21 protein-coding genes are annotated in these 23,230 nt (G+C 48.4%); 6 read left to right on the top strand and 15 right to left on the bottom strand.

Annotation, left to right across the window (positions count from 1 at the left end; genetic code table 11):
- Window positions 1–10: 10 nt before the first annotated feature.
- Entirely contained in the window at window positions 11–556 is a 546-nt protein-coding gene (locus AC1DN5_RS06855; protein ID WP_045925692.1) for a GNAT family N-acetyltransferase, read from the bottom strand.
- Window positions 557–659: 103 nt separating this feature from the next.
- Complete coding sequence (locus AC1DN5_RS06860; RefSeq protein ID WP_366969492.1) at window positions 660–1,178, bottom strand: acyl-CoA thioesterase; 519 nt, start codon at window positions 1,176–1,178, stop codon at window positions 660–662.
- Window positions 1,179–1,359: 181 nt separating this feature from the next.
- Between AC1DN5_RS06860 and AC1DN5_RS06865 the strand changes: the two genes are divergently transcribed.
- Both AC1DN5_RS06865 and AC1DN5_RS06870 read left to right on the top strand, forming a co-directional pair.
- Complete coding sequence (locus AC1DN5_RS06865) at window positions 1,360–2,220, top strand: dimethylarginine dimethylaminohydrolase family protein (RefSeq protein ID WP_099744345.1); 861 nt, start codon at window positions 1,360–1,362, stop codon at window positions 2,218–2,220.
- A 69-nt stretch (window positions 2,221–2,289) separates the two neighbouring features.
- The gene (locus AC1DN5_RS06870; protein WP_047475371.1) at window positions 2,290–3,339 is read left to right on the top strand and encodes a lactonase family protein; all 1,050 of its coding nucleotides are present in this window, start codon (window positions 2,290–2,292) and stop codon (window positions 3,337–3,339) included.
- A 26-nt stretch (window positions 3,340–3,365) separates the two neighbouring features.
- Here the strand turns inward: AC1DN5_RS06870 and AC1DN5_RS06875 are convergent, their stop codons facing one another.
- The 10 genes from AC1DN5_RS06875 to AC1DN5_RS06920 all read right to left on the bottom strand — a co-directional run bounded on the left by AC1DN5_RS06875 (window position 3,366) and on the right by AC1DN5_RS06920 (window position 14,450).
- Complete coding sequence (locus AC1DN5_RS06875) at window positions 3,366–4,337, bottom strand: ABC transporter ATP-binding protein (protein WP_366969493.1); 972 nt, start codon at window positions 4,335–4,337, stop codon at window positions 3,366–3,368.
- A 2-nt stretch (window positions 4,338–4,339) separates the two neighbouring features.
- Complete coding sequence (locus AC1DN5_RS06880) at window positions 4,340–5,239, bottom strand: C40 family peptidase (protein WP_366969494.1); 900 nt, start codon at window positions 5,237–5,239, stop codon at window positions 4,340–4,342.
- The gene (locus AC1DN5_RS06885; protein ID WP_366969495.1) at window positions 5,236–6,333 is read right to left on the bottom strand and encodes a mandelate racemase/muconate lactonizing enzyme family protein; all 1,098 of its coding nucleotides are present in this window, start codon (window positions 6,331–6,333) and stop codon (window positions 5,236–5,238) included. Before AC1DN5_RS06885 ends, AC1DN5_RS06880 begins: the two co-directional genes overlap by 4 nt.
- A 6-nt stretch (window positions 6,334–6,339) precedes the next feature.
- On the bottom strand, window positions 6,340–7,299 hold the full coding sequence (locus AC1DN5_RS06890) for a S66 peptidase family protein (RefSeq protein WP_366969496.1): 960 nt from the start codon (window positions 7,297–7,299) through the stop codon (window positions 6,340–6,342).
- Window positions 7,300–7,365: 66 nt separating this feature from the next.
- Window positions 7,366–8,985: a peptide ABC transporter substrate-binding protein gene (locus AC1DN5_RS06895; protein ID WP_366969497.1), complete on the bottom strand. Its 1,620-nt coding sequence runs from the start codon at window positions 8,983–8,985 to the stop codon at window positions 7,366–7,368.
- A complete protein-coding gene (locus AC1DN5_RS06900) occupies window positions 8,982–10,013 on the bottom strand; it encodes an ABC transporter ATP-binding protein (protein WP_366969498.1) in 1,032 nt (343 codons plus the stop codon). Before AC1DN5_RS06900 ends, AC1DN5_RS06895 begins: the two co-directional genes overlap by 4 nt.
- A gap of 5 nt (window positions 10,014–10,018) precedes the next feature.
- The gene (locus AC1DN5_RS06905; protein WP_047475384.1) at window positions 10,019–10,966 is read right to left on the bottom strand and encodes an ABC transporter permease; all 948 of its coding nucleotides are present in this window, start codon (window positions 10,964–10,966) and stop codon (window positions 10,019–10,021) included.
- A 5-nt stretch (window positions 10,967–10,971) separates the two neighbouring features.
- The gene (locus AC1DN5_RS06910; protein ID WP_366969500.1) at window positions 10,972–11,898 is read right to left on the bottom strand and encodes an ABC transporter permease; all 927 of its coding nucleotides are present in this window, start codon (window positions 11,896–11,898) and stop codon (window positions 10,972–10,974) included.
- Between the two features lie 13 nt (window positions 11,899–11,911).
- Window positions 11,912–12,736 carry a M55 family metallopeptidase gene (locus AC1DN5_RS06915; protein ID WP_016936418.1) on the bottom strand — a complete coding sequence of 275 codons (825 nt, stop codon included), beginning with the start codon at window positions 12,734–12,736 and terminating at the stop codon, window positions 11,912–11,914.
- A gap of 154 nt (window positions 12,737–12,890) precedes the next feature.
- Window positions 12,891–14,450 (bottom strand): MFS transporter, encoded by a 1,560-nt coding sequence (locus tag AC1DN5_RS06920; protein WP_045925703.1) that lies wholly within the window; start codon window positions 14,448–14,450, stop codon window positions 12,891–12,893.
- Window positions 14,451–14,735: 285 nt separating this feature from the next.
- Between AC1DN5_RS06920 and htrA the strand changes: the two genes are divergently transcribed.
- Entirely contained in the window at window positions 14,736–16,085 is a 1,350-nt protein-coding gene (gene htrA, locus AC1DN5_RS06925) for a serine protease HtrA (RefSeq protein ID WP_366969674.1), read from the top strand.
- 99 nt (window positions 16,086–16,184) lie between these two features.
- The gene (locus tag AC1DN5_RS06930) at window positions 16,185–16,361 is read left to right on the top strand and encodes a hypothetical protein (protein ID WP_173425957.1); all 177 of its coding nucleotides are present in this window, start codon (window positions 16,185–16,187) and stop codon (window positions 16,359–16,361) included.
- 90 nt (window positions 16,362–16,451) lie between these two features.
- Here AC1DN5_RS06930 and AC1DN5_RS06935 read toward each other — a convergent pair whose 3' ends face one another.
- From AC1DN5_RS06935 to AC1DN5_RS06945, 3 genes are all read right to left on the bottom strand, one after another.
- A complete protein-coding gene (locus AC1DN5_RS06935) occupies window positions 16,452–17,423 on the bottom strand; it encodes a glycosyltransferase family 2 protein (protein ID WP_045925705.1) in 972 nt (323 codons plus the stop codon).
- Between the two features lie 11 nt (window positions 17,424–17,434).
- Complete coding sequence (locus AC1DN5_RS06940; protein WP_366969501.1) at window positions 17,435–19,549, bottom strand: ArnT family glycosyltransferase; 2,115 nt, start codon at window positions 19,547–19,549, stop codon at window positions 17,435–17,437.
- 185 nt (window positions 19,550–19,734) lie between these two features.
- Window positions 19,735–20,685, bottom strand: a complete 951-nt coding sequence (locus tag AC1DN5_RS06945) for a ring-cleaving dioxygenase (protein ID WP_366969502.1) — start codon at window positions 20,683–20,685, stop codon at window positions 19,735–19,737.
- Between the two features lie 321 nt (window positions 20,686–21,006).
- Here AC1DN5_RS06945 and AC1DN5_RS06950 point away from each other — a divergent pair, with 321 nt between their 5' ends.
- A complete protein-coding gene (locus AC1DN5_RS06950) occupies window positions 21,007–22,323 on the top strand; it encodes an APC family permease (protein WP_049628328.1) in 1,317 nt (438 codons plus the stop codon).
- A 284-nt stretch (window positions 22,324–22,607) separates the two neighbouring features.
- A complete protein-coding gene (locus AC1DN5_RS06955) occupies window positions 22,608–23,225 on the top strand; it encodes a DUF47 domain-containing protein (RefSeq protein ID WP_016936426.1) in 618 nt (205 codons plus the stop codon).
- The last annotated feature ends 5 nt before the right edge of the window (window positions 23,226–23,230 follow it).

A 23,230-nucleotide genomic window follows, 5' to 3' on the forward strand; every position in this document is an offset into this window, starting at 1 on the left:
TCGTATCATACTACACTTCGCTGAAACGTTCAATGTCAGATGTAATATCAAAAACCGTCAGCTGCCTTTCCCATTTGTTAACGGTCTCGCCCGGCACCATGCCGATTTTTTCCGCGACGCGGACGGAAGCAAGATTATCCGGGTCAATCAGCGCCGCGATGCGTCCGTATTGTTTCGTTTGAAAACCATACTTCAGACAGGCTTTCGCAGCCTCTGTCGCATAACCGCATCCCCAGCAGCTGCGGGCAACCATATAGCCGATTTCCATCAATGTGTTTCCGTTTACCGTCTGCGGAACGATTCCGCATTGACCGAGAAATGCGCCCGTCTCTTTATCCTCTGCGATCCAAAGACTGACGCCGTATCCTTTGGCCAGCCGTTTGTTCCAGGCAATCCATTCCTTTGTTTCACGCCTGCTTTTAAGAGAAGGATAATATTTCATGACCTCTTTGTCGGTAAACAGCCCGTACAAATTTTCTTCATCGTCATCCCGCATGGTCCGCAGGCGGATACGCCCGGTTGTCAGGATGGTGCCGGAAGATTTATGTTTCATCATACACGCCACGCTCCTTTCCCTGTAATAGATTATGGATCCGGCGGGAAAAGTCCTTTTTCAGCGTAAAAAAACCGCTTTTAAAAAAAAGCGGTTTGGCGATTGATTACCAAGGCTTATCTGTTCCGAGCGCCTCAGCCAGGGCCTTGCTGTGTTTTAAGCGGTTTTTTCGTTCTCCGGCGCGCTGAACGGCCGTCTTGTGAAGCATGATTTCTTCCTCGGTTTCAGGCACGATCCGCGGAACGGGCACCGATTTCCCGTTTGAATCGAGCGCGACGAATGTCAGAAACGACGTTGCCGCAAGCTCGCGTTCACCCGTCATCAGATGCTCTTTAATGACTTTGACAAACACCTCCATAGACGATGTGCCGACCCATGTGACGTAGGATTCAAGACATACGGAATCCTGTTGGCCGATCGGGCGCAAAAAATCTACAGAGTCCATTGAGGCCGTGACTGTTTCACATCGGCAGTGGCGGGCCGCGGAAATTGAGGCGATGTCATCTATGTAGCTCATCAGCTTTCCGCCAAACAGTGTATTGTGATTATTCGTATCGAGCGGAAAAACCCTGCTTGTCTTGACAACCCTTGTTTCTTTGCAAAACCTTGATTCTGGCAAATTCATATGATTTAAACTCCCCTTTGTGTCTGGTCGTACTGCATCTGTACCTTATTAAACAATAATTTGACCATTTTGTCTAAAATTTTAAATGTTAAGTTGGTTAGATATTCTATCAGAAATGTTTCATTATTCATCGCATCCGGGAATAATAAACGCACATTGATTACTGATAGGAGGCTGTCACATGGACGTATCCATTCCCAAATTCACACAGAAACCGGCATGCCGAAGTGAATATGATGCTTTGAAGACCGTTATCTTATGCCGGCCGGAACACATGGCCATCAAAGATATTATTAACGGAACACAAAAACATTTCAAACAAGAAAATATTGACATCCCCGCCGCCCTCAAACAGCATGATGCATTTATTGACATTTTAAAATCCCATCAGATTGAAGTCGTCCTGCTTCCCGCCGATCCCGGTTTGCCTGAGCAGGTATTCACCCGGGATATCGGATTTGTCTTAGGAGAGACGGCGTTTATTTCAAGCATGGCGGCTTCAGTCAGACAGGGAGAAGAAAAAGTCTTTCAAAACCTGCTTGACGAGGAGAACATCCCTTATACGCGGCTCAGAAAAGCGAACATTGAAGGCGGCGACGTCATGATCGCAGACGGCACCGTTTATGCCGGGCTGAGCGAGCGCACGGATAAAACGGCTGTCCGGGAGCTGCAGGAAGCGCTGCCGGAGATGACCGTTGTGCCGATCCCTCTCAAGGAGGATTTCTTACATTTGGACTGTGTATTTAATATGATCTCGGAAACGGAGGCGCTATACTGCAAAAATGGCTTGGGGCAAAAAGAAATTGATCTTCTCGCCGAACGTTTTGAGCTGATAGAAGTGCCTGAAGAAGAGCAATTTACGCTCGGCCCGAATATCCTGTCTATCGGGAATCAGACAATTATCAGCCTGCCCCAGCACCGTCATACGAACCGCGAGCTCAGAAAAAGAGGATATAAAGTCATTGAAACCGAGTTTTCCGAAATTATTAAATCAGGCGGTTCCTTCCGCTGCTGCACCCTTCCGCTTGTCAGAACATCTTAAACATTTACAAGGCAGTTTCCTTCAAGATACGTTAATATAGAGAAGACAAGACTTAAAGGGGGAAACCGAATGGCTAAGTACATAGGATATGCGGGAACATATACAAAAGGCGGAAGCGAAGGTATTTATTGTTTTGAACTTGATACAGAAGCGAAACGGCTCAGCCGGCCGAAGCTGGCTGCAAAGCTCGGCAACCCGACGTACGTCACACCGAACTCTGATAACAGCATGCTGTATTCCATTGAAAAAGCAGACGGTAAAGGCGGCGTGGCAGCCTATCAGATTCATCAGAACAGCGGGGAATTAACTTTTGTGAACCATCAGCTGATTGAAGGCCCGTCACCGTGCCACGTCAGCATTGATGAGAAACACGAATACGTTTTAACCGCGAATTACCACAGCGGAAAAGTGCACGCCTTTCCGGTCAATGAGGACGGAAGCCTGCGGGAGCCGGCAGCCGAAGCCGCTCATACGGGGACCGGCCCTCATGAAAGACAAGAGAAGCCTCATGCCCATTTCGCGGGCTATACACCTGAGCATAACTACATTGCAGCCCTCGATTTAGGGACGGATACGCTGTATACGTACCAAATGAAAAACGGTGCGCTCACTGAGGTGAAAACCCATTCTTTCGCACCCGGTTCAGGGCCGCGCCACATCGTTTTCCATCCGGCGGAGAAATACGCCTATGTCATGACGGAAATCAGCAATGAAGTCATTGCGCTTGAATACAACCCGACCTTAGGTGAATTCAGAGAGCTGCAGGTCATTTCCGCTTTGCCAGAAGGATTTACGGACAAATCGCAGGGCAGCGCGATCCGCATATCTAAAGACGGCAGATTTCTTTATGCCGCCAACCGCGGACATGACAGCATCGCCATCTTTAAGATCAACCAGTATTCTGGTGAATTGTCTCTTCTTGAATGGGTGCCGACAGAAGGAAACTGGCCGCGTGATTTCGCGTTTGATCCGTCCGAAACATTCCTTGTCGCGTCAAATGAAGAAACGGGAAATCTGGTTTTGTTTGAACGCGACTCCGAAACGGGCGTACTGACTCTGCTTCAATCCGACGTACCGGTTCCGTATCCGGTCTGCGTGTCATTTCTCCATCAGGTTTAATCAAAAAGAAAGCTGACGGCATAAGGTCAGCTTTCTTTTTTGTATAAGTGGCAGGCGACAAAACGCCCTGTCTTCACTTCCTCAAGCTCAGGCGTGATTCTCCCGCAGATCTCCATCGCTTCAGGACATCGCGTCCTGAACACACAGCCGCTCGGCGGGTTAAGGGGACTCGGCAGCTCCCCTTTCAGAATGATCCGTTCACGCTTGTCCTCAAGAAGCGGATCAGGAATCGGGATTGAGGATAAAAGCGCCTTCGTGTAAGGGTGAAGCGGTTCCTTATAAAGCGCAGCGCTTTCTGTGATTTCCATCATGCGCCCCAGATACATCACGCCGATCCGGTCGCTGATGTGCTTAACCATTGATAAATCGTGGGCTATAAATAAAAATGTCAGCCCTTTCTCTTTCTGAAGCCTTTTTAAAAGGTTGACGACCTGAGCCTGTACGGACACATCAAGCGCGGAAATCGGCTCATCCGCCACAATAAACTCGGGGTGCAGAGAAAGCGCTCTGGCAATCCCGATTCTCTGCCTCTGTCCGCCGCTGAATTCGTGGGGATACCGGCTGCCGAAATCCGGATGGAGCCCGACAGATTCAAGCAGTTCATCGGCCATCATCAGCCGGGCTTTACGTGTATTGTAAAGATCATGGATTTCCATCGGCTCCATAATAATTTCCCGTACGGTCAAACGCGGATTTAACGAGGCGTACGGGTCTTGGAAAATCATCTGCAGCTTACGGAAGAGGACGGACCGCTGTTCTGCCGCGGTACGGTGTATGTCCGTCCCTTCATATAATACCGAACCGGCAGTCGGGTCATACAGACGGAGAATAACTCTTCCGAGCGTCGATTTACCGCAACCCGATTCTCCGACGAGTCCGAATGTTTCCCCTCTTTGAATGTGAAAACTGACACCGTCGACTGCTTTGACGGCTTTCTTTCTTCCGGCGTCAAAATGCATTTTCAGCCCGCTGACTTCAAGGAGCGGAGATGCCGTCATATTCATTCCCCCTTTTCGCTTATACAGCGGCGTACGGTGCATAATTCTTTTTCATAGACGGTTGCTTTCAAACGCAGCACTTCGATGGCTTTTCCCGTTTTCGGGGAGTGCAGCATCCTGCCGTCTCCAAGCGCCAAACCGACATGGTGGATCGCGCCTTTCCCTTCTTCATAGGCGAAAAACAAAAGGTCAGCCGGCCGGATATCGTTTACTTCTGCGCCGCGTCCCGCTTTTGCCTGGTCCCGGGCATCTCGGGGAAGGGTATAGCCGTTTGCTTTAAATATCGAATACATCAATCCGGAGCAATCAAACCCGAAACCGCTCAGTCCTCCCCATAAATACGGAAGCCCGAGAAACATCATGCCCGTTTCAATGACATCTGCGGCCCGCCCTTCCGTATGCCGAAATTCGTCTGCGTCAGCTTCATTTATGAGCCGTTCCCCGAACGGCGTCATCACACGAAAAAAGCCTTTTTCACGTCCTGATGCCGGAAGACGCGTTAAGAAACTCACTTCCAAGTCCGGTTCGCCGTTTGTGTGATATAAAAAAGCTGTCGGTTTGGTAATCCAGACGGCGGGAGAAGATGTTTGAAAGCCGGATGCTGAAAGCTGGCTTTTCTTCATCCAGCCCGGATATCCGCGCGCGTCCTTTTTTGAAGGCTGACCGGGAACGGCAACAAAAGCCCATTCTCCTTCTTCTTTGAGAAGGATCACCTCTTCCCCGAAGAGCACTTGCGTTTGGACAAGATTGTCCGTGCATAATTGGAGCCGCTCTTCATATCCCATAGCCGCCAGCCATTTTCTGATCTTGGGCGGGTTTTCAAGCATTGGCGCATCATGCGAACGGGGAGATGACGGCAGCGTCCATATGTTGGCTGCCGCCGCTGTTACGGCTGCTCTCATTGTTTCGCCTCCTCTTGTTTCGACACACCGGTAATGCCGAGACCCGGTTCATCGGGGATCGTAATCTGGCTGCCGCTGTATATGATGCCGCCTTTAATGAGATCATTTTTCAGCATAAGCGGCGCATCAAAATCAAACTTTGTCACATTGCGTTTGCCCGCTGCAAAATGGGCTGCGGCGGTGATGCCGAGCTTGGTCTCAATCATGCTGCCGACCATGCATTCCACCCCGCACGTTTCCGCCATCGCATTGATTGTTTCCGCCTGCTTGATGCCGCCCGCTTTCATCAGCTTAATATTGATTAAATCGGCGCTTCTTGTATGCAGCACGCAAAAGGCCTGACGGGGCGTAAACACGCTCTCATCCGCCATAATCGGCGTGTCTACGGCATCAGTGACCTGTTTCAGCCCGCCGATATCGTCTTTGTGAACAGGCTGTTCGACCAGCTCAATGCCGAGTCCGGCGTCTTCCATCTTTCGGATCGCGGCCACGGCTTCTTTCGGCGTCCAGCCTTGATTCGCGTCCAGTCTCAGTTTGACGTTTGCGCCGACACGTGATCTGACCGCCTGAATCCGCGCCACATCGTCTGATATGTCACCTATGCCGACTTTTATTTTTAAAATACGAAACCCTTTATTTACATAATAATCTGCGTCCCCCGCCATCTCCTCTGGAGAATTGACGCTGACGGTAAAATCCGTTTCCAGTGTATTCCGGCAGCCGCCGAGCAGCCGGTAAAGCGGCTGCCCATGCATTTGCGCCCATCCGTCATATACAGCCATATCTACAGCAGCTTTTGCGCTTTGATTTCTTTCCAACAGCCGGCTGATATCATACAGCACAGCTTCCATGCCGGAAAGGCTCCGCCCCAAGAGAGCGGGCTTCAGCACATCGCAAACAGCGCTTTCAATACCGGCCGCGCTGTCACCTGTAATAACAACCGTCGGCGGTGCCTCGCCCCAGCCGGTCAGACCGTTGTCAAATGTGAGCTTCACAATGACAGATTCAGCATGGTAAACCGTGCGCAAAGCGGTCTTAAACGGCTTTTTCAGCGGGACGGATATCCGCCCCGTTTGAATATCTGTTATCCTCACGCCTGATCACTCCCTTCCGGAAACTCCCGATTCAATCGTTACCGCTTTGGCCGCCGTATCCATAACCGCGCGGGCTCCGATCGGAACGGCGAAGCTCGGTGAACAATGACCGATTTTAAAGCCTTTAAGCGCAGGCTTTCCTGATTTGACAATGTAATCGTTCAGCACTTGCTCTAAAGTAAGAGACTTTTCTTTATTCTTCGGTTCGCATTGGTGAAAATCACAGACCAGAATTCCTGCTGCGTCTGACAGTTTTCCGGCCATTTTTAATTGATTCAGCATTCTGTCGATTTGATACGGCTCCTCATCAATATCCTCGATAAACAGCAATTTGTTTTTTGTATCAATTTCAAACGGCGTGCCGAGTGTCGATGTAATGAGGGACAGATTGCCGCCCGCAAGCTCTCCCTCGGCTCTTCCGTCTGTCAGCACCTCTAATGGGGAAATGTCCTCCGTATAGGTGAATTCCGTTTCTGCGAAAAGCTGGTGATATGACGCCTTTGTCAGCGGATCAGCATCATCAAGCCCGACATCCGTACTCAGCATCGGGCCGTGAAATGTGACGAGTCCCGTATTTTGATGAATGGCGGTATGTAAAAACGTAATATCGCTGTATCCCCAGAAAATTTTCGGATTGCGGCGGATTAAGCCGAAGTCCATATCAGCGGCAATGCGGCCCGTGCCGAATCCTCCGCACGCGCATATCACTGCTTTGACTTTCTGATCGCTAAACATGTCATGAAGATCATCGAGACGCGCGCGATCCTCTCCCGCCAAATAGCCGTGACGGGCTTTCAGCGCCCGGCCGGGTTTCACTCGAAGACCAAGCTCATCTTCTAAAAAAAGCAGCGCGGTTTGCAGCATCCTGCTCTCAGGCGGGCTCGCAGGGGCAATCACACCGACCGTGTCGCCTTTTTGCAGTGCTTTCGGTTTATGGTTCATGGCTTTTTCAATCTCCTTTTCCATGGATTGAAAAGTGAAACAGACCGCTCCTTTACCGTCAAAAGAGCGGTATTTGTTTCCGTTGTGATATCAGGACTTTTCCGCCCATTTCAGATCAATGTAACCGACGGGATGCCGGACAATGCCTTTCACACCGCTGTTCTGCAGATGCACCTGATTGTAAAAATAAATCGGAATGATCGGTGCCTCGTTCATGAGCAGCTTTTCCGCTTTATGCATGAGCGCAAAACGTTTTTTTGCATCGGCTTCCTGTTTTGCCTGCTTAATATATTCGTCGTAATCCGCGCTGCCCCAGCCTGTGCGGTTCATGGAATTCCCCGTCTGGAAAGCTTCAAGAAAACTGATCGGATCTGCGTAATCCGGTAAAAATGAGCTTTGAGAAAACTGGAACTTCAGTCCTTTCTGCTCCTCTAAAAAGACGTTCCATTCCATATTGGCGAGCTTAATGTCTATACCGAGCACACTTTTGAGCTTCTGCTGTATCGCTTCCGCTATTTTCTTATGCTCCGGTTTTGTGCTGTATGTCAGTGTGACATCAGGCAGCTTGTCATAATGCTCTTCTGCCATGCCCTTTTCCAGCAGTTTTTTGGCTTCTGATTCATTCGGGGTTAATAAACTGCCGCCCGCTTCGCGGAAATCTTTCCCGTCAGGCTGCGTAAATCCGGGAGATACGAAAGCATGCGCCGGCTTTTCCCTGTTTTTGGTCACATAATCCGTGATTTCTTTTTGATCAATGGCTGCAGCAAACGCTTTTCTGATCTTTTCATTTTGGAACGGCTCCATTTTTACGTTAAAGCGATAGAAATAAAGTCCGGCCTGATCCCACGTGCGGACGTTTTTTCCGCCCATCAGCTGCTCACTCAGTTCTGCCGGCACGAAAGCGGTATCCAAATCCCCCGACTGGAACATTTGATAGTCTGTATTCCGGTCACTGACCATCGCCCATGTGACTTGATCCAGTTTCACCGTCTTTTTATCCCAGTACGTCTCGTTTTTGACCATCGTCATGCTGTCATCATGCTTCCATTCCGTCAGCTTGAACGGTCCGTTGCCGACAAAGGTTTTCGCTTCAGTGAACCATTTCGGATCAGCCTTGGCGGCCCTTTCATTAATCGGGAAATACGCCGGATTGGACACGACGCTCAGAAAATAATCCTGCGGTGCCGCCAATGTGACGACCAGTGTTTTTTTATCTTTTGCCTCAACTTTCACGTCTTCTTTTTTGCCTTTTCCGCTGTTAAATTCTTCCCCGCCTTTGATCATGTAGCCGAGAAACGCGGAAGATGCGCCCGTTTTCGGATCAAGCATCCGTTTCCAGGCGTAGACGAAGTCCTCCGCCGTGACTGGATCGCCATTTGTCCATTTGGCATTATCACGGATATTGAAGGTATATGTCAGCTTATCAGCGGACACCTTCCAGCTTTCCGCCATGGCCGGTTCGGGCTTATTATCTTTTCCAAGCCTCGTTAAGCCTTCCATGATGTTATTCAGCGGCTGCCAGGAAGCATTATTAAATCCGATCGGCGGATCAAGTGAGGTCGGCTCATTTTCGTTATTGAGCCGGAGCACCGTTTCGCCCCCCTGTTCTTTTGCTTTGCCGGGTTCTGTCCCCGCCTGCTCATTGGCCGTACAGCCCATCAAAGCAAACGAAACAACAGCAATCACTCCGATCGCCCATTTCTTTTTCATTTGAATCCCCCTTTTTCCTCTGCTGCCGTCAGCTGTTTGTGCTTCAGCCGCTCTGCACGGTGATCCCGAAGCCAGCAATTGACGAAATGGCTTTTGGATTTCACGGTTGTTTCCGGATATACCTTTTCACAGACGATCATCCTGTCCGGACAGCGGGCGGCAAACGGACAGCCCGGCGGCGGATCGAATAAATCAGGCGGAGTCCCGTCAATCGGCGAAAGCTCACTGTCCTCCATATCCAGCCGCGGCACTGAGCGGAGCAGCCCCTTTGTGTAGGGATGAGCCGGCCGGTAAAAAATATCATGCCTCGTGCCGATTTCGGCGATTTTTCCCGCATACATGACGGCGACCCTGTCAGCGGTTTGAGCGACAACACCGAGGTCATGTGTGATCAGAATTATAGATACGCCTGTTTTTCTTTGAATCTTCTTAAATAATTCAAGGATTTGCGCTTGAATCGTCACGTCAAGAGCCGTTGTCGGTTCATCGGCGATCATGATTTCCGGCTCACAGATCAGCGCCATCGCGATCACGATCCGCTGCCTCATGCCCCCGCTTAATTGGTGAGGATACTGCTTCAGGCGGGATTTCGAATCAGGGATTCCGACCAGATCCAGCATAGCGAGAACCTCGGATTCAGCTTTTTTTCTCGTCATGGCGCGGTGTTCCAACAGCGCTTCCGAAAGCTGATCCCCTATGGTCAACGTCGGATTGAGCGCCGTCATCGGGTCCTGAAAAATCATAGAAATGTCGCGCCCCCGAATTGCCCGCATTTCCCGCTCCGTCATTTGGCAAAGGTCTTTCTGTTTAAATTGTATGCTCCCGGATTCAATCTTTGCCGAATGTTTCGGAAGAAGACCCATCACGGCTTGTGACGTCACGCTTTTTCCGCAGCCCGATTCACCGACGATCGCAAACGTTTCACCTTTATATAAATCAAAGCCGACGCCTCTGACGGCTTTTACGGTGCCGCCGTATGTCGAAAAAGTAACATGCAGATTTTGAACTGAAAGAATTGGCTGCGTCATTTTTCCTACCTCCTCAGTTTCGGATCTAACGCGTCCTGCAAGCCGTCTCCAAGCACGTTAAACGCGTACATCGTTAAGGAAATGAAAAAGGCGGGGAAAAACAGCCGCCACCAATGGCCTGATAAAATCGCTGGAAGCCCGTCGTTTGCCATGACGCCCCAGCTTGCAAACGGCGCCTGAATGCCGAGTCCGAGAAAACTTAGAAATGATTCCGCAAAAATCGCCGCCGGCACCGTCAGCGTCATTTGGACAATAATGGCTCCCATCGTATTCGGCAGCAGATTTTTCTTAATGATCCGAAATGTTTTCGCTCCAAACGTTTTCGAAGCAAGCACGTGTTCATCATGCTTCATCCTCAGCACCTGCCCTCTGACAATCCGCGCCATGCCGACCCATCCCGTCACGGTCAGAGCGACGATGATGGAACCGAGCCCCGGTCCCATCAGCACCATTAACAAAATGACAACGAGCAGATACGGTAAGCCGTAGAGAACTTCGATGATTCTCATCATGGCGCTGTCTGTCCGCCCACCTTTGTAGCCGGCGACGCCTCCGTAAATGACGCCGATCAAAAAGTCGATCAACGCCGCCATCACACCGACAAATAAAGAGATCCTCGCTCCGTACCATGTTCTTGTAAACACGTCCCGCCCAAGCTCGTCGGTTCCGAACCAATGTGAAAAAGACGGCGGAAGATTCTGCTCGGCGAGCGTCTGCCTCGTCACACTGTGCGGTGATATCAGCGGACCGAACACTGCTGAAAGAAACAGGCAGCATAAAATCACAAGGCCGGCCATCGCCAATTTGTTCTTTTTAAGCCGCCGCCACGCATCCTGAGTGTAAGACAGGCTCGGACGCTTCACCGACTCGGTTTCACCCTTTCTTTCCATGCCCGGCTGAAACCAGTCATCTGGCACTTCTGTGTGTTTTACCGTTTCTTGCGGGAGACTCATCAGGCTCACCCTTTCTTATGAAGTTTTATGCGCGGATCCAGCAGGCCGTATGCCAAATCAACCAGAAACAGCATGACGATCAGAATCACACTGTAAAAAACGGTCGTTCCCATAATCACCGGGTAGTCACGCTGATTGATGCTTTCCACGAAATATTTGCCCATCCCCGGAATGGCAAAGATTTTCTCGATGACGAAACTGCCCGTCAGGATACTTGCGGCAAGCGTGCCGAGTACTGTCACAACGGGCATAAGAGCATTTTTCAAGGCGTGTTTGATGATAATTTTGACAGGGGAAAGACCTTTTGCTTTTGCCGTGCGGATATAATCCTGAGTCAGCACTTCTGCCATGCTTGACCTTGTCAGCCTCGCGATAATGGCCATAGGGCCGACGGCAAGCGCAACAGTCGGCAGCACCATGTGTATGGGGCTCGTCCAGGTGGCTGCCGGAAACCATTTCAGATGAACCGCAAATTGCTGAATCAGCAATGTCGCCATAATAAAATTCGGAATGGAAATCCCCAGCACCGCAAGGCTCATGGCTGCATAATCGAGAAAGCCGCCGCGTCTGAGAGCGGCCGTTATGCCGAGCGCAAGTCCTGAAATAACAGCGACAATGATCGCCGTTATGCCAAGCTCAAAGGAAACGGGAAATCCGCGGTCAAGCATGGCGTTTACACTGTCTGACGGTTTTTTGATTGAAGGACCGAAATCAAAGGTGAGAATGGATTTTAGATAAATGGCGTATTGAGTGATAAGAGGTTCGTTCAGATGGTAGTAGGATTCGAGATTTCGCTGGACCGCTTCGTTTGTGCCCCGCTCTTCGTTAAAAGGCGAGCCGGGTATCACTTTCATCATGACAAATGTCAGAGTGGTGATGACGAGCACGGTCACAATCATGGCGATAAAACGTTTGATAAAATACCGCAGCATGCCGTTCACCCCTTTAACAGAATGTTGTTCTCATGGCGAGTTCTGTCATGACGAGCATGGCCTGATAAGCTTCCGGCATGTCTTTTGCCTGAAATTGAACGGTTGTCGTTCCCGGTACAATTTCTGTGCCCGGCATTAAATGGGCCCATTCAGCCTGTCCGTAGTTGGCAAATTCAATGCCTAATACAGGTCGATCAGGCGGTGTCAGCGGCTTGACCTTATCTTTATTTTTGAGCGCATAAGCTGTTTTTTCCGTCAGGAGCCGCCCGGCTTTTTGAGGAGACAGGCATTTGACAGCAGTTCTTGAAATGGATTGTTTGACGGCGGCAGTCGTCACATTCGGTATCAGCTCCTCCGCTTCTTTTGCGGCGCAATCGTCTCCGGCTGCCATGATAACCGGGACGCCGTAAAATCCGGCGAGGTAGGCATTCAGCCCCAGTTCACCGACCGGCTGATCATTTATGTAAAAATGGCGCACGCCGAAAATCATGCTGTGTGACATGACGCCCGGCATCGAGGCTCTTGCATGATAGCCGATAAACATCACGCCCGAATATGATTCATCAAGCCCCTGCATCATAGAAAACGGCTTGACATCCCCCGTGATCAGCTCTGCCTCAGGATGAAGTTTTTCTGCAAGCAGATTATTCATCTTAGAGTGGCTGTCATTCACAGTCACTTCCGTGCATCCGTTATTAAACGCTTCAGCGATGCACCAGTTTGCTTCTTCAGTCATCAGAACCCTGCCGCGCTCATAATTGTGCATGCGGGAATTGACAAATGTTTCATCCGGCAGTCCGGAAATCCCCTCCATGTCTACAGATAGATACAGTTTCATATAATGCCTCCTTTTTTATTTAAATTCCGATATTAAATTATGAATATTCTAACAAATTATATTAAAAAAGGATGAAACATGCAATATACCATTATGCCTTTATAGGAAAAAACAAACCCTTTTCACAGGGAAAAGGGTTTGCTGATAGAAAAAGTTACATCCTGTTTTTGTTTATAGGGTGACCCTGAAACTGTCTGACCGCACTTCTGTATTCGCGATCGGGAATGACCTGATGCCTGATCGGTTCAGGAACCTGCGGCGAAGGCTCTTCAGGCGCCTGCCTGCGTACGGCATGCGGTTTATGCGCCAGCTTATGTCCCATGCCGGTCGCATTCATGACAAATGATAAACACACTAAAAGCAGGCTAAAGATAAAAGCAATTAGAAACAGATCGCTGTATGTCCCCATCAGCTGGTCATGCGGCGATTGTGTGCTGCGCGCCCCCCAAAGCGTGCCCGAAGCATCTCTTTTCGTAAAGTACCCGATTAATACAGGAGCGCCCATATAAATGAACAGCCGTAAAAACTGAACGGCCGTCATGCGTTTCACCAGTTCCGGAAGCGGCCCGCCCAACGCGGCGCCCATCAGTCCGGCCGCCACGATAAGCCCTGTCCCTGCCGCCAGCATCACGAAAAGACCCGCAAATAGAATAAGCGGCAGATGATGATCCGTCGTCATCCATTGAAAATTCACGAACACCAATATCACAGAGCCTGTTATGCCGAGCATGCCCGGGCCGACTTTATCATATGCTAAAGCACTGATGACAGCGGCAACGGCCACGCCTCCCAAAAGGCTCGCATATAAGAATATTAACTGGGTTTGTGATAAATGGTATGCCGTCTGAAGCTCCCCGCGAAATGCAGAAAGGCTGACCGCTATGGAAATGCTGGCCGCGGCGATCATGAAAACACCCAGAATCGGCTTTGGAATAAGCATAAGTTTAATCGAAATCAGCGCATGTTCGTTTCTGTACTGCATAATCAGCAGGATCAGCAGAATGACGAAGCTTCCGCCAAATCCCGCCAATGTATGCCAAGACGAAAAGCCCCATTTCGGCAGATGAATAAACGTATAAGCGGTCAGCACGGCTGATATACCGGCCAAAAGAAAACCGATGCCGTCAAATGGAGATTTTTCAGCATTTTTATGAGCATCATCCCGCAGCCACATATAACTGAAAATCAAGCCGAATAGAGACAGCAGGCCAAAAATGATAAACAGCCAATGCCAATGGCCAGCGCTTGCCGCCGCCGTGCCTAATACGGTCCCCATAATGACGGCTCCGTAAAATCCGCCGATTAACACAAATAATGCGTAATTGCGCCGCTCAATCGGAAACGAAAGCACCAGCATCGGAATCATAATCATCAGCATAGTGCCCGCCGCAGCTCCCTGCAGCAAACGGCCCGCAGCGAGCAGGTAAATATCATTCGTCACAGCAGCGAGCAGCGCACCGATGACACCCGCGGCCATCGAAATCATATAGACAGGCCGGGAGCCGAACCTTTTTCTTAAATACGGCCCAGCCGGCACAAATAAGGCGAATGCCATATTACCGATAATAATCGGATGAAAAGAGTCAAAGTTTTCCCCGCCGACCGTCTGCCGGACAAGGCTTTGGACAGCCGCAAGAGCGGTGTTCGACATCAGTCCCGGCCCGACCGCCAGCACAGCAAGCAGAGAAATAATCCAGTGATGTTTTTCTTTCATTTGACAGCCCCTTTCTAAAATTTGACAAAGTGAAAAAGCTAACAGATTTCCCCCATTAGCTTGACAGAATTTTCATATCTTTTCATGTGAAGGATTGAACATAATATCTTATTTATTATTTCAAATCCGATGGAAATTGTCAACATAGAGCGCCGCCGTCCGATTACGTCTTTTTCACAATTTCCCACAATCTTTTCATTATTATCCCACATTTTTTGTTTAAGATGGAGTCAGTAATAATAGGCAAATCATGCTATGATGAAATAGAGAAACGGAGTGAACATGATGGATAACTATCGTGATGAAAATCGGACAGACCAAAAAGAACAGGAAGTCCTTTTAGTAAAAGAAAATCAGCAGCCGGCGAGATATTCCGAGCCGGACGAGGACAAGAAAAAACGAAGCTTCGGCTGGTTCAGACCGCTTCTCGGCGGGGTGATCGGCGGAGGGCTCGCCCTCGGCATCTATACATTTACGCCGCTTGGAGACCATCAGACTCAAGATACTTCAAATCCGGCTCCCGCTCAGGAAACGTCTTCAGTAACCGCTAAGCAGACATCTTCTGATTCCGGCAGCGGCAAATCGGCAAACAGCTCATCAGCAAATTCAAGCAGCATTTCGAATATGGTGGAAGACATTTCACCGGCGATCGTCGGAATCACCAATCTGCAAAAGCAGCAAAACAGTTCAGATTTATTCGGATTCGGTTCCGGTTCAGATTCGAACTCAAATTCATCGGGTGAAGATGCGGAAACAGGCTCAGGTTCAGGCGTTATCTTTAAGAAAGCAAACGGCAAAGCGTATATTATTACGAATAACCACGTGGTTGAAGGCGCCTCTTCTCTTAAAGTGTCATTATATGACGGCACCGATGTAACAGCTAAACTCGTCGGCCGTGATTCGCTGACAGACTTGGCCGTATTAGAAATCAGTGATAAACACGTAACAAAAACGGCAAGCTTCGGCAGTTCATCCGCTCTCAGAACGGGTGAATCCGTGATCGCCATTGGTGATCCGCTCGGCAAAGACCTTTCCCGCACCGTCACACAGGGAATCGTGAGCGGTTTAAACAGAACGGTCTCGATTTCCACATCAGCCGGCGAGTCAAGTATCAACGTCATTCAAACCGATGCCGCGATCAATCCCGGAAACAGCGGCGGGCCGCTCTTGAATACAGACGGCAAAATCATCGGCATCAACAGCATGAAAATCAGTGAAAATGATGTAGAAGGCATCGGTTTTGCGATTCCGAGCAACGATGTAAAACCGATTGCCGAAGAGCTTCTCACGAAAGGACAGGTGGAGCGCCCTTATATCGGGGTGAGCATGATCGACTTGGAGCAAGTGCCGCAAAACTATCAGGAAGGCACACTCGGCCTTTTCGGCAAACAGCTGAATAAAGGGGTTTACATTCGCGAAGTGGCGCAGGGATCCCCTGCAGCCAAAGCCGGATTAAAAGCAGAAGACATCATTATCAGCTTGAAAGGGAAAGAAACTGACACGGGCAGCGAACTTCGCAATATTCTCTATAAGAATACGAAAGTCGGCAGCACCGTTGACGTGAAGATTATCAGAAACGGCAAGGAAATGACAAAAAAAATGAAACTGACTCAAAAAGAAGAAACTTCGTCTTAACAAAAATCCAAGGCAGCGGCCTTGGATTTTTTATATACAGATGAAACTTTAGGCTTAGATCAGCCGTATGACTTAGTGTACAAAGGAGGATACATACCTATGAAACATACCGGACTTTTGCTGGTCGTTACCGGCCTTATCTTATTGCAGCTGAGCATTCAGCTTCCTCAGCAAAACGTGGCTTGGGGCATGACGCTGGGTGCAAGCATTTTATTGAACCTGACGGGAACCGGCTTGATCATGCGCTCTCTGCACATCCAGACCGGCCGCAGATGAATGAAAAAAACCGCGGGACACGATGTGTTCTTGCGGTTTTTATTTTTGACATAAAAGCACCCTGCCCGCTGGCCGGACAGGGTGTTTCGATTAAGACATATGCTGATCCCGATAAACCTTTTCGTTTTTAATGCCGTACGCTTTTTGCACGATATAGAGCGGACGGTCTTTTGCTTCATCATAAATCCTTCCGATATATTCGCCGATCATTCCGAGCATTAAAAGAACGATGCCGCTGAATAACAGCTGTATCACAATCAGAGAGGACCAGCCCGTTATGGTGCTGTCTGTAAAGAGTTTCATATATAAAACGATAAACATATAGAGAAAACCCGCCCCGGACATCATCATTCCCGCGTAGCTTGCCGCCTTGAGCGGTTTATGGGAGAACGTTGTGATACCGTCCATGGAAAGCTTCAGCATTTTTTTAAGCGGGTATTTCGTTTCTCCCGCAAGCCTCTCATCACGTTCATATTCAACAGCAGTCTGCTTGAAGCCGACCCAGCTGACGAGCCCTCTGACAAAAGGATTTTTCTCTTTTAATCTTTTCATTTCGTCACAGACTTTTCGGTCAAGCAGGCGGAAATCTCCGGTATCGAGCGGAATATCAATATCAGTCACGCTCCGAAGCAGCCGGTAAAACATAGAAGCCGTCTGTTTCTTGAAAAAGGTTTCTCCCTTTCGTTTTGTTCTGACGGCGTACACGACATCGTAGCCTTCTTTCCACTGTTCAATCATATCAAGGATTAGTTCGGGAGGGTCCTGCAAATCGGCGTCAATGACGACGATTGCATTTCCCTCTGCGTAATCCATGCCCGCGGTGATCGCGATCTGGTGTCCGAAGTTTCTGGAAAAATCAATAATTTTCACTCTCGGATCAATCAGACTGTGTTCTCGTAATATTTCAATACTGCGGTCTTTGCTTCCGTCATTAACAAAGATTAATTCATAATGGTCTTTTGTTTGATCCATGACTTCTTTCAGACGCTGATAGGTTGTCTGAATGACGGGTTCTTCGTTATACACCGGGACGACAATTGAATATTGAATATGTCTGCTCATATTTTTTCCTCCTATTCATCAGATTGCAGTTCGTATAGTGAAGCTGACTGATTCATTCCGCCGGGGCCGCCGCCCATCCGGCTGTTTTCACCTGAGGTCTTGCTGCGCTTTGTATCAGCTGCATCATGATTTTTCGTTTTCTGATCTGTGCTTGTTTGCCATTTATCTGAAGATACTTTCTTACCGTTTTTCTCAACCCATTCAACAATTTCGTTGTTTCCGCCTTTGCCCATTCCGGATGTTAAGAAGTATTTTACTTTCCCTTCTTTTACGAGCTTTTTAAATTGAGTCAGCGTGATGGCCGGGTCAGATCCGCTGAATCCGCCGATCGCCATGACCGCTTTTTTCGTTTTGATAATGTAAGGCGCCGCGGTGTTGGAATCCGTTGTTGCAAATAGATAGTCCGCTCCGGCGTTATGTTTCTCTAAATAGTTGATCAGTTTTTTATTTACAGAGGCGTTATTCATTCCCATGCCTTTCCCGCTTGTTGACGCAAGCTGGGGGCCTGTTTCAGGCAATGAGCTGTTGCCCCCGTACAGAAGCGGTGTGCTCGCCCAATATAACGGCATCACCAGCAAGACGAGAAGAGCGGCAAGTGACAGATAATAACTGAACGGTTTTTGGCGCTGTTTGAACACGGACAGAGCGATTGCAGACAAAGCTCCGATAACGCCAACACCGATGCTCCAGCCTGCGCCGATTTGATCAATCCAGTTTCTGAGGATAAACAGCTCAAATCCGGTTGTCACAAAAATAGCTGCCGGCAGAAGCCAAGACTTCCAGCCTGTCTCCGCGCGGTACAGATGAACGAGGGCGACCCATCCCGCACCGGCAAGAGCAGCAATCGGAGGGGCCAGCATAATGAGATAATAATGGTGGAAAAATTCCGCCACACTGAAGAATCCGGCAATCGGCACTAGCCACGCTGCCCAAAAGATCGTTTCCTTCTGTTCTTCTGACAATCTTCTTCTTTCTCTCGCCCCGGCGATCAGTAAACCGGCCATTCCAAAAATCGCAAACGGCAGGAGCCAGCTGATCTGATCAGATAATTCTTGTTGGAAGAGCCGCAACGGACCGGGGGTTCCCGTCCCGAACATTCCTGAACCTGATTGCATTTTCGAGCCGGTGCCTGCGCCTCCTTTTCCCCCGCCGCTTGGAGGGCCTCCTTGACCGCCGCTTGGCATTTGCCCGTTAGATGGAGGTGCCGTCATGTTGCCGTTTTGAGATTTGCCTTCGCTTGAAGACTGTCCGGGCGGCGCCTGCATTTGTGAAGAACCGGCGGAAGAAGCCTTTTCTTTCGAAGCGTTTCCGTGCGGCATGCCCTGACCGCCGCCCGAACTTTGGCCTGTCAGCCGCTGAATGCCGTTATATCCGAAAGCCAATTCCAATACGGAGTTGGTCTGGCTGCTTCCGACATATGGCCGTTTGCCGGCAGGGATATTGTCAACAATGAGCGGCCATGACAACGAAACGGCCGCTAATACGGCCAGCGCGCTTACCAATGAAATGATTTTTTTCTTAATGGTTGTATTTGCCGCAATCATATAGAACAGCAAGAAAGCCGGTAAAATCATATAAGCTTGAAGCATTTTTGTATTAAAACCTACCCCGACGACAAAGAACGCCGCCAGAAGCCAAATCAGTTTTCCTTTTCGAATCGCTTTAAAGAGGAGCCATGTGGCGAACAGCAGGAAAAAGACCAGTAAAGCATCGACATTGTTTGTCCGCGCGACCGCTGCAGCGATCGGGGTGCATGCCATGACAAATGAGGCGATGCGGGCCGCCGTTTTTCCGAACGTCGGCTTTATTAATAAGTACATGAACAGAACCGAGCCTACACCCGCCAATGCTTGAGGCAGGATGACACTCCACCCGTGCATACCGAATATCAGCGCGCTGATCGTTTGAATCTGGTATGTAACAGGCGGTTTATCTACCGTGATAAATCCGGCTGCGTCAAATGAAGCGTAAAAGAAATTATGAAAGCTTTGTAGCATACTCGTTACCGCTGCGGTGTAATAAGGGTTCACCGTATCGTCATTCCAGATGTTGTACATATTCAAGAATGCGGAAACGAGTAAAATGAGGATTAAGACTGCGTCTATCTCGCGTTTTTTCATTTTCACCTGTATTTTCACTCCTTTGGTTGAACTTTGAACAAGTGTAACAACCAAATGTGAAAAATTTATTAATAAACAAAGACAATTATTTTGCCGTTTACAAATGGGTAAAAAGAAGGACAAAACGGTTTTAGAAAGTAAAAAAAGATGCCTCCCTCAAGCCGCGGGAGGCATCTGTCATTATTCCTGATTTATTGAATCGGTTTCAGCCGCGCTTCTATTTCAGAACGGCGGTGTTCGAGATAAGGCGGAAGCGCCACCGTTTTGCCGAGCTCCTCAGGTTTTTCATCAACCATAAATCCCGGACCGTCCGTTGACAATTCAAACAGAATTCCGTTCGGTTCCCGGAAGTACAGCGCTTTGAAATAATAACGCTCTACGATGCCTGAGTTGCTGAAACCTTCTTTTGTAATGATGCGGTGCCATAAAGCAAGCTCCTCTTCATTCTGAACGCGGAAGGCCACATGGTGGACGCTGCCTTTCCCCGGACGCTCGCGCGGAAGATCGTTTCTTTCAATCAGATGGACTTCCGTGCGCGCGCCTCCGTTTCCTGATTCCAGCACTGTAACTGTGCCCCGGTCTTCATGGGTTTCTTTTCCGATTTCAGTGAAGCCGAGCACATCGGTTAACACACGCAGCGTCGGCTCCTCATACGGGACAGTCAATTCAACGGGACCAAGACCGCGGAAAGAATATTCTTCCGGAATGCCGCTTTGTTTCACCGCTTCACCGATGTCTTTTCCTTTTTCGTCAGCCGTCAGTACAAGCCGCTGTCCTTCATGATCCTGAAAAGCGAGTGTCTCTCTGCCCGCTATTGTCACGATGTCGCCATGAGCGACCTGATGCTCTTCGAATCGTTTTTTCCAATATTGCAGCGCTTGTGCATCCGGGACACGCAGGCCGATTGAAGAAATACTGTTTGTTCCCGCATGAAACGGCGCAATCCGCGGGATTTCGAAAAACGTCAATTCAGATCCCGGATTGGCTGTTTCATCACCGTAAAACAAATGATACATCGTCGGTTCATCTTGGTTTACGGACTTTTTCACAAGTTTCAGTCCCAGGATGTCCCGATAGAAATCTAAATTTTTCTGCGCATCAGCCGTCATTGCTGATACATGGTGTATTCCGTTAACTTTCATTATGTTATCCTCCACTCAATTATCTCGATTTCGAGATATTTTATATATACAATTTATGTTATCCGGAGCATAAAGTCAACACATCTGCTTTGCCGGCGGTCCGCAGATTTCCGTCTTCAAAATAACGAACTATAGTAATTTTAAAACTATTAATGTTCGTTTTTAAAATAAGATATTTTCCTTATCAAAAGCGAAAACCTTTGTTTTTAAGCCAAAAACCGAAATCAGAAAATTTATTTTATTCGTGTTTCAGCAATTAGGGTTTACAATATGGAAAATAGTTTTTTCAGCATGACGATTTTACATCTGGAGGGAAAGGATATGCAGATTGAAGAAAACGGACTAAAAAAAGAGATCGGCCTTACCATCGCCCTCTCACTTGTTATCGGCACCATCATCGGTTCCGGCGTATTTATGAAACCAGGCGCCGTGCTTGCCTACTCCGGTGATGCAAAAACCGCGCTTATCGCGTGGCTGTTAGGAGGCATTTTGACGCTAGCAGGCGGCCTGACCGTTGCGGAAATCGGCACTCAGATTCCGAAAACGGGCGGACTTTATACATATCTTGAAGAAGTGTACGGCGAATTTTGGGGCTTTTTATGCGGCTGGGTGCAAATCATCATTTACGGACCCGCGATTATCGGAGCAATCGGCTTGTATTTCGGCTCTTTGATGGCGCACTTGTTCAATTGGGATTCCGGCTGGTCTAAATTGATCGGAATTGCAGCCGTTTTGTTTTTAAGCATCATTAATATTATCGGAACGAAATATGGCGGCATCGTCCAGGGAATTACGACGGTCGGCAAATTGATTCCGATTATCTGCATGATTGTGTTCGGCCTTTGGAAAGGCGATCAGCATATTTTCACAGCCGTTACAAGCAGCATGTCGGAAATGAATTTCGGCGCTGCCATACTGGCTACCTTGTTCGCCTATGACGGCTGGATCCTGCTTGCGGCTCTCGGCGGTGAAATGAAAAACCCGGAAAAACTTCTCCCGAGAGCGATGACGGGCGGACTTTTGGTTGTCACCGCCATTTATCTTTTCATTAACTTCGCACTGCTGCACATTCTTCCCGCGACCGACATTGTCAAACTCGGTGAAAATGCCACAGGCACCGCTGCGGGAATGCTGTTTGGCGGTATCGGAGGAAAATTGATCAGCGTCGGGATCATCGTCAGCATTTTCGGCTGTTTAAACGGAAAGATTCTCGCTTTTCCGCGTGTCTCGTTTGCAATGGCGGAACGGAAACAGCTGCCGTTTGCCAGACAGATTTCACGGGTGCATCCGACGTTCCGCACTCCTTGGATTGCCGTGTCATTTCAGATCGCGCTGGCCATTATTTTTATGATCATCAGCAACCCTGATAAGCTGTCTGAAATCTCTATTTTCATGATTTATATTTTTTACGTCATGGCCTTTTTCGCCGTTTTCATCCTAAGAAAAAAAAGCGGCGGAAAACCGCGCGCCTACAGCGTGCCTCTGTATCCGGTCATTCCTGTTTTGGCCATAGCGGGTTCACTGTTTGTGCTGATCAGCACGATCATTACAGATACACTGAGCTGCGGGCTTTCCATCTTGATCGGTCTTGCCGGACTCCCGCTTTATTTTTGGCTGAAAAACCGCAGAAATGACTGACAAAAACGGTTCCTTTTACGGGAGCCGTTTTTTTTCGGCAAAATCACGTGCAAAAGTTGACAGCAAATTCACATCTTTTGTTATACTTTTTAAGCAAGATGTCTGAATTCGAAGTATGTTACGTTTTTTTGGCAAAGTGGGTAACATAAGAAAAACAGGATGAGACACGTTTTTACGAAAAAATCAAGAGGCGTTTTTTTCGACTTCATCTGTTTTTTTTCGACAAAAGGCTATATAATAATTTGATGTGTGCATTGTCTCATTCAAACAATGGAGGGTTTTTAATGATAAAAAGAAAAAAAGATAAGTTCTCACTCCTTTTAACAGAAATCGCAAAAAATATAGATGAAACTGCAGAGTATTTTGTGAACTTTAAAGTCACAAACCAAACAACACTTAAAGAATTTGCAGATACGTTAAAAGAATACGAAACAAAAGGTGACAATCATGTTCATGTCATGATTAAAGAGCTTAACAAAGCATTCATCACTCCTATTGAACGCGAAGATATCCTTCAGCTGACAAACAGCCTGGATGATGTGCTTGACGGAATTGAACATTTCTCTGCCATGATGGAGATTTTCTCAATTACTTCATCAGACGAGCATATCGACAAATTCAGCGGATACATTAGAGAATGTGCGAAAGAAATTTTAATTGCAACTGAGCTGTTGGCAGAAAACCGCTTAAAGGACATTCAGCCTCACGCCATCAAAATTAAAGAGTATGAGCACAACTGTGACAACCTGCACAGAAAATCATTAAAAAATCTGTTCGGCACAGAAACCGATCCGATTAAAGTGATTCAGTACCGCGAGATTTACGAAACGCTTGAGGAAATTGCCGACTCTTGCCAAAGCGTTGCCAATAACCTTGAAACCATCATTATGAAAAACGCGTAACGAGG

It is taken from the genome of Bacillus sp. 01N42_2 (assembly GCF_056399565.1).

Bases quoted from the DNA above. Each gene is read 5' to 3' on its own strand.
- AC1DN5_RS06855 (WP_045925692.1), bottom strand. From the start codon at position 556: ATGATGAAACATAAATCTTCCGGCACCATCCTGACAACCGGGCGTATC.
- AC1DN5_RS06860 (WP_366969492.1), bottom strand. From the start codon at position 1,178: ATGAATTTGCCAGAATCAAGGTTTTGCAAAGAAACAAGGGTTGTCAAG.
- AC1DN5_RS06865 (WP_099744345.1), top strand. From the start codon at position 1,360: ATGGACGTATCCATTCCCAAATTCACACAGAAACCGGCATGCCGAAGT.
- AC1DN5_RS06870 (WP_047475371.1), top strand. From the start codon at position 2,290: ATGGCTAAGTACATAGGATATGCGGGAACATATACAAAAGGCGGAAGC.
- AC1DN5_RS06875 (WP_366969493.1), bottom strand. From the start codon at position 4,337: ATGACGGCATCTCCGCTCCTTGAAGTCAGCGGGCTGAAAATGCATTTT.
- AC1DN5_RS06880 (WP_366969494.1), bottom strand. From the start codon at position 5,239: ATGAGAGCAGCCGTAACAGCGGCGGCAGCCAACATATGGACGCTGCCG.
- AC1DN5_RS06890 (WP_366969496.1), bottom strand. From the start codon at position 7,299: ATGGAAAAGGAGATTGAAAAAGCCATGAACCATAAACCGAAAGCACTG.
- AC1DN5_RS06895 (WP_366969497.1), bottom strand. From the start codon at position 8,985: ATGAAAAAGAAATGGGCGATCGGAGTGATTGCTGTTGTTTCGTTTGCT.
- AC1DN5_RS06900 (WP_366969498.1), bottom strand. From the start codon at position 10,013: ATGACGCAGCCAATTCTTTCAGTTCAAAATCTGCATGTTACTTTTTCG.
- AC1DN5_RS06905 (WP_047475384.1), bottom strand. From the start codon at position 10,966: ATGAGTCTCCCGCAAGAAACGGTAAAACACACAGAAGTGCCAGATGAC.
- AC1DN5_RS06910 (WP_366969500.1), bottom strand. From the start codon at position 11,898: ATGCTGCGGTATTTTATCAAACGTTTTATCGCCATGATTGTGACCGTG.
- AC1DN5_RS06915 (WP_016936418.1), bottom strand. From the start codon at position 12,736: ATGAAACTGTATCTATCTGTAGACATGGAGGGGATTTCCGGACTGCCG.
- AC1DN5_RS06920 (WP_045925703.1), bottom strand. From the start codon at position 14,450: ATGAAAGAAAAACATCACTGGATTATTTCTCTGCTTGCTGTGCTGGCG.
- htrA (WP_366969674.1), top strand. From the start codon at position 14,736: ATGGATAACTATCGTGATGAAAATCGGACAGACCAAAAAGAACAGGAA.
- AC1DN5_RS06930 (WP_173425957.1), top strand. From the start codon at position 16,185: ATGAAACATACCGGACTTTTGCTGGTCGTTACCGGCCTTATCTTATTG.
- AC1DN5_RS06935 (WP_045925705.1), bottom strand. From the start codon at position 17,423: ATGAGCAGACATATTCAATATTCAATTGTCGTCCCGGTGTATAACGAA.
- AC1DN5_RS06945 (WP_366969502.1), bottom strand. From the start codon at position 20,685: ATGAAAGTTAACGGAATACACCATGTATCAGCAATGACGGCTGATGCG.
- AC1DN5_RS06950 (WP_049628328.1), top strand. From the start codon at position 21,007: ATGCAGATTGAAGAAAACGGACTAAAAAAAGAGATCGGCCTTACCATC.
- AC1DN5_RS06955 (WP_016936426.1), top strand. From the start codon at position 22,608: ATGATAAAAAGAAAAAAAGATAAGTTCTCACTCCTTTTAACAGAAATC.